Source organism: Planktotalea sp. (genome assembly GCF_049680325.1).
In the GTDB taxonomy this organism is placed as follows: domain Bacteria; phylum Pseudomonadota; class Alphaproteobacteria; order Rhodobacterales; family Rhodobacteraceae; genus Planktotalea.
This window is the reverse complement of the sequence record NZ_JBAUHO010000048.1, coordinates 1-5,773: the sequence shown is the minus strand read 5'-3', so window position 1 is coordinate 5,773 and position 5,773 is coordinate 1. Positions and strand designations below refer to the sequence as shown.

Here is a 5,773-nt window from a genome sequence, read left to right as displayed (position 1 = left end):
CTTGGTGCGGGCTTTTCACGAAGAAGAAGCCTTGCAAGGCAGTGATGAACATCGCCGCGCCGCGCTTGAGCCGCTTCTTGAAGGATCGCCCCATGGCGCTGTCTATCTTGTCGGTCCCTCACGTGGCCCGATCGGATACATCGTGGTGACCTTTGGCTGGTCCGTCGAATTTGGCGGTCTGGACGGGTTTATTGACGAAATATATATCCGCCCCGGCGTGCGCGGTCGCGGGGTTGGCTCGGAAGTGATTACCGCGCTTGTTGCGATGCTGAAATCCGTAGGCATGAAAGCGCTTCACCTGGAAGTAGAGCCTGCGAACGACAGCGCCCTGCGCCTTTACAAACGATGCCATTTCAAAGCGCGCGACGGCTATCTGCTCATGTCGCGGGTTCTTTAACGCTCGCGAGGCTTGAGCATGACAACACAAATTCCGTTCGATAACAGTTTCGCGGCGCTCAAGGGCGGCTTTTTTAGCTTTCAAGCACCAGAACCCGCGCCCAAGCCTCAGTTGCTTGCCTATAATGATGCGCTCGGTGCAGAGCTTGGCATCAGCAAAGGCAGTGATACGGAACTGGCCGCAATCTTTGGCGGCGCAAACGTACCTGATGGCGCTGAACCTTTGGCACAGCTTTATGCGGGACATCAGTTTGGCAACTACAACCCACAACTTGGCGACGGCCGCGCGGTTCTTTTAGGCGAAGTCATTGATAGCAATGGAAAACGCCGTGACATCCAGTTGAAAGGCTCGGGGCGCACGCCCTATTCGCGCGGCGGCGATGGCAAGGCTTGGCTGGGACCTGTGCTGCGCGAATACGTCGTGTCAGAGGCCATGCATGCCCTTGGCATCCCGACGACGCGCGCCTTGGCTGCGGTGGCCACGGGCGAGCAGGTTTACCGCGAAACCGCCCTGCCCGGCGCAGTGGTGACGCGCGTTGCGGCCTCGCATATCCGTGTCGGCACGTTTCAGGTGTTTTCCGCGCGGGGTCAATTGGAGCAGCTTCAAACCCTGACCGATTACACGATCGCGCGCCACTACCCCGATGCAATCGGTCCCGAAGGCCTGCTACAAGCCGTTATGGATGCCCAAGCGCGGCTGATCCCTGCCTGGATGGGCGTCGGCTTTATTCACGGGGTCATGAATACGGACAACTGCCAGATTGCGGGCGAAACCATCGACTATGGCCCCTGCGCCTTTATGGATGCGTTTTCAGCAGATCGCGTGTTTAGCTCGATTGATCGCGGCGGGCGCTACAGCTATGCAAACCAACCCGATATCGCGATCTGGAACATGGCGCAGCTTGCGACTTCGCTTGTTGCGTTGATGCCCGAACCAGACGTGGCGGTTGAGCGTTTTACCGCGATGCTGCATGCGATGAAAGATGCGCTGCGCGCAGAGTGGCTCAAAGTTTTTGCCGCAAAGCTGGGCATTTGCGAGCCGCAAGGCGATGACGGCGATCTGATCGCTGACCTGCTGGCACTGATGGAGGCTGCTGGCTCGGACTTCACCAATACGTTTCACGCGCTATGCAATGGATCGGCCATCGATGAAATAAGCGATCGCGTTGCCTATGTGATCTGGCATGACAAATGGCAGCGCCGCATTGAAAACGAAACCGATCCAGCTGCCGTGATGGCAAAAGCCAATCCGGCGCTCATTCCGCGCAACCACCAGATCGAAAAAATGATCGTGGCCGCGCAATCAGGCGATTTCGCACCGTTCCATCGTCTAAATATCGCGCTTGCTGATCCGTTCTCGAACAGTCCCGAATTTGACGATCTGCGCCGCCCGCCAAACAAAGAAGAAATCGTACCAGCCACCTTCTGCGGAACCTGATGGCTTCATTTTGCCAATAAACTCAATTCAAGCGGGGCTAGGTCTTGGGCCGCTTGGATATGAGAACCAGACCGAAGCAAACCAGAACCAAAGCACCTATGATCTCCGGGCCGATGTGTTCTTTCAGCAGCCACCATCCCATGAAAACACTCAAAACCGGCGACAGAAATGAAAAGGCAGCAATATCTGATGCTGGATATATTTTCATCATGGCGAACCACATCATGAATCCGGCCAGAACGACAGCGACGGATTGGAACAGCAAAGCAGCGCCGTGGATGGGTAGATAGGCGCGCAGGTACGGGCCAAACAGCGGCGCAATCGCGAAAAACACGACGGCAGAAATAGCGAGCTGGCTCATCAGCTGAACTTCGGCGCGCGCAGTGCTGAAGGGCGTCAAGCGCACGCTTAACGCGATGCCTGCCCAGCAAAGCGCGGCGACAAGGGCCAGTAGATCACCGCGCAGGCTCGCTTGTCCCGACGAGCGGTCAAGAAATGCCCAAGCCACCCCGCAAATGGCCAGCGCGAACCCCAGCAAGCGCAAACCGCTTAGGCGTTCGCCCGGTAGGACAAAATGCGCAATCAAACCAAGCCAGATGGGCATTGTATAAAAAATTACGCTGGCACGGCTTACCGTCGTTAGATCAAGCGCAAGAAAGAGGCAGAGAAACTCCAGTGAAAACAACGCCCCGACCAGCAGTCCGCCCCAAAGCTGGCCACGTGTCATGCGCGGTGAAACGCCGCGCCACCACATCCAGATGCCAAGTGCGAACAAGCCGATAAGCGAGCGCATGGCCGCGGCAAAGATCGGCTGGATACCTTCAATTGTGACCTTGATTACAATCTGGTTGAACGCAAACAGCACAGCAAAGCATAACATGGCGATCACGCCAAATGTATCGAGGTTGGGTTTTCTTTCCATCCCAGTCGCAGAGCCTATCGCATGAATTAGGTCAAGCGCTTTCCCGCTTTCATTGCCACAGCACAGGCTTTACGTTGTGTTAAATTGCTTCGGGAAAACCTTTCACTATGAACTTTTTGCAAATCACTTCGCTTTTGATTGTCCTCGCGGGCGCGTTTGGCGCGCTCAACTATTTGTTTCTCAAACTCCCCAGTGCAATCGGCATTCTGGTGGTGTCCTTGCTTGCCTCGCTGGGCATTGTGCTGGTTGATCTGGCGGCCCCTTCCCTTGGCATTGCGGATGTTGTGCGCACCACAGTGACGGGCATCGATTTTTCAGAAGCATTGCTTGAAGGCATGTTGGGCCTGTTGCTTTTTGCTGGTGCGTTGCATGTCAAACTAAGCGATCTGAAAGCGCAGTGGTCAGTGGTTTTGTTAATGGCGACGATTGGCGTGGCGCTTTCTACGGCCATTGTCGGCTTTGGCTTTTCGTGGATCACCGGCATGCCTTTGATGATTGCGTTGATTTTCGGCGCATTGATTTCCCCGACTGACCCTGTCGCTGTGCTTGGCGTGCTGCGCGAAGCGGATTTGCCTAAAGAGCTGGAAACCCAGATCGCCGGGGAATCCCTGTTCAATGACGGTGTTGGCTATGTGGTGTTTCTGGTTCTGGTCGGCATCGCGTTTCCCGATCCCCATGCACATCATGACAGCGGGCTTGCCGCCGCTGCGCAACTCTTTGCACAAGAAGCCTTGGGCGGCGCTGTGCTTGGGCTTGTTCTGGGCTGGCTGGTGTTTCGCGTCATGCGGCGCATTGATGACTATGCGCTAGAGGTTTTGCTGACCCTTGGCCTGGCCTTTGGCGGATATGAGCTGGCGGTTTACTTGCACGTCTCTGCGCCGATTATGGCGGTCTGTGCGGGTCTGCTGATTGGCGATATTGGCTCCAAACACGGGATGAGCGCGCAAACCCGTGAATATGTTGATGCTTTCTGGAAATTGATTGACGAAATCCTGAACGCGGTTCTGTTCCTCATGATCGGTTTCGAGGTCTTTGCAATAGCGTTCGAGGCGAGCTTCCTCGTTACCGGGGTCATGGCCATTGCGTTGGCACTGGTGGCACGTCTTGCCGCTGTTGCAATCCCTGTTTTGCTGCTGCGCCCGTTTCGCGAATTCAGCAATGGCGTCATACCGATCATGACTTGGGGCGGCCTTAAGGGCGGCATTTCGGTCGCGCTGGCGCTGTCCCTGCCCGAGGGGGAATGGAAGCCGGTAATTCTCACTGCCACATATGTTGTGGTGATCTTCTCGATCATCATACAAGGACTAACCGTCGCACGTCTGGCCAATCGCTTTGGCCGCGCGCCCGATCTGGTGTAGGATACTTTCAATTAGGTACGTCGCCTTAACTTCTGGAGAACACATATGAGCCTCATGGGAACACTGGCGAAAGTCGCAATTGGATATGCAACCGCACGCGGCGTTGACAAAATGGCGGGCGGTGGCGGCCTTGGCGCACTGCTTGGCGGTGCACAGCCGCAGGCAGGCGGCGCAGACGCCCCTGCGAACCCGATGCAAGCGATGATGCAGCAAATGATGGGTGGCGCGGCTGGCACGGACAGCGCGCAAAACCCGATGGCAGACATGATGAGCAAAATGACGGGCGGCGCAGCCGGCGGTGGTCTGGACATTCAGGGGATGCTTGGCGGCTTGATGGGCGGCAACGCCCCCGCTGGCGGCGCTGGAAAAGGCGGTCTGCTGTCTTCCATGGGTGCCGAAGGCGGCGGCGGCGCAGGGCTTGCAGGAATTTTTGCGGCAATGGGCGGTGCAGCGGCAATGGGCGGCAAAGGCGTCGGCGATATGCTGGACAGTTTCGGCAAAGCAGCGCCCGCAGTGCCCGAGGCCGAAGAGTCAGCCGCGCTGATGCTGCGCGCAATGATCCAGGCCGCAAAATGTGACGGCGACATAGATGACGCCGAGCGCGCGAAAATTCTGGAAACCGTGGGCGATGATGCCGACGCGGCAGACATCGCTTTTGTTCAGGAACAACTGGCCGCGCCATTGGACGTTGAATCCTTGGCAGCCGACACGCCAGATGCGCAAAAATTCCAGCTTTATGCCATGTCCATGATGTCCATTCGCGTCGATACGCCAGCTGAAAAGGCCTATATGGCCGCGCTTGCCGATGCGCTTGGAATTGATGCGCAAACCGCGCAGATGCTGAACATGCAGATGGGCGTCAGCGCTTAATTTCACGCGCGCAAAACGAAAGAAAACGAATGCCGCAAACGCTTGTTTTGCGGCATTTTCATTGGGCGCCTTCGCTTCTGGTCATCTGAAAAGCGGTGTAGCCGGGCGAACCTGTCGCATATTTCCAATCTTGAGACCTTCAACGGCATTTCCCCGATAGCTTGCATCAATTGCTAACCTGATGCTGCGATGCTCTGCGTTCTTGCAATGCGGTGATGGTCTATATGGAAATCTATTTTGCGCTTTATCGAAGTAAGGCCAAATGCCACCTTAATGCTGATATTGTCGGTTCGATAGTGCGCACCAGTATCCGCAATAACAAACGCGACGGGCTGACCGGTTTTCTGCATACAGATCAGGATCATTTTTTGCAGTATCTAGAAGGACCGCAAGATCCGCTTATGCACCGGTTGTCGGTCATTCAACGCGATCTAAAGCACTATAATTTCATGATCCTTGCCGACGGCACAATCGACGAACGGCTTTTTCCCGATTGGGATATGGGTCAAATCAAGTTTTTGCAGCCCCAGCATCAGAATAGCGCGATTGATACGGGCTGGATGCGGCCCAACCCGGATGTGGATGCAGTGCCACTGCTGTCAGCATTTGCCGCCCATGCCTTGCAGGGCGAGCACGTCACGATAACCGCAATTTCGTGACGCTTGGATAGTTTATGTGTCGCCTGTTGCGTTAGGACGCGGGCTTTCCACCGCCACCGCCGCCGCCACTGCGCCGACGACGTCCACCGCCCGGCTTGCCGCCGCCGGCACCTTCAGGACGAGTGCCACC

6 protein-coding genes are annotated in these 5,773 nt (G+C 56.3%); 5 read left to right on the top strand and 1 reads right to left on the bottom strand.

From position 1 onward, the window contains the following. The first annotated feature begins 1 nt into the window (after position 1). Positions 2–397, top strand: a complete 396-nt coding sequence (locus tag WBC85_RS02120; RefSeq protein ID WP_424433031.1) for a GNAT family N-acetyltransferase — start codon at positions 2–4, stop codon at positions 395–397. Between the two features lie 18 nt (positions 398–415). Further along, positions 416–1,834 (top strand): protein adenylyltransferase SelO, encoded by a 1,419-nt coding sequence (locus WBC85_RS02115; RefSeq protein WP_424433030.1) that lies wholly within the window; start codon positions 416–418, stop codon positions 1,832–1,834. Positions 1,835–1,871: 37 nt separating this feature from the next. On the opposite strand, the gene WBC85_RS02110 is transcribed toward WBC85_RS02115, so the two are convergent. Beyond that, the gene (locus WBC85_RS02110; RefSeq protein ID WP_424433029.1) at positions 1,872–2,756 is read right to left on the bottom strand and encodes a DMT family transporter; all 885 of its coding nucleotides are present in this window, start codon (positions 2,754–2,756) and stop codon (positions 1,872–1,874) included. 107 nt (positions 2,757–2,863) lie between these two features. Between WBC85_RS02110 and WBC85_RS02105 the strand changes: the two genes are divergently transcribed. The 3 genes from WBC85_RS02105 (at position 2,864) to WBC85_RS02095 (ending at position 5,643) form a co-directional block, all read left to right on the top strand. Next, positions 2,864–4,114 carry a cation:proton antiporter gene (locus WBC85_RS02105; RefSeq protein ID WP_424433028.1) on the top strand — a complete coding sequence of 417 codons (1,251 nt, stop codon included), beginning with the start codon at positions 2,864–2,866 and terminating at the stop codon, positions 4,112–4,114. A gap of 45 nt (positions 4,115–4,159) precedes the next feature. After that, complete coding sequence (locus tag WBC85_RS02100) at positions 4,160–4,984, top strand: DUF533 domain-containing protein (RefSeq protein WP_424433027.1); 825 nt, start codon at positions 4,160–4,162, stop codon at positions 4,982–4,984. A 224-nt stretch (positions 4,985–5,208) separates the two neighbouring features. Continuing rightward, complete coding sequence (locus WBC85_RS02095) at positions 5,209–5,643, top strand: BLUF domain-containing protein (RefSeq protein ID WP_424433026.1); 435 nt, start codon at positions 5,209–5,211, stop codon at positions 5,641–5,643. Positions 5,644–5,773 lie beyond the last annotated feature (130 nt).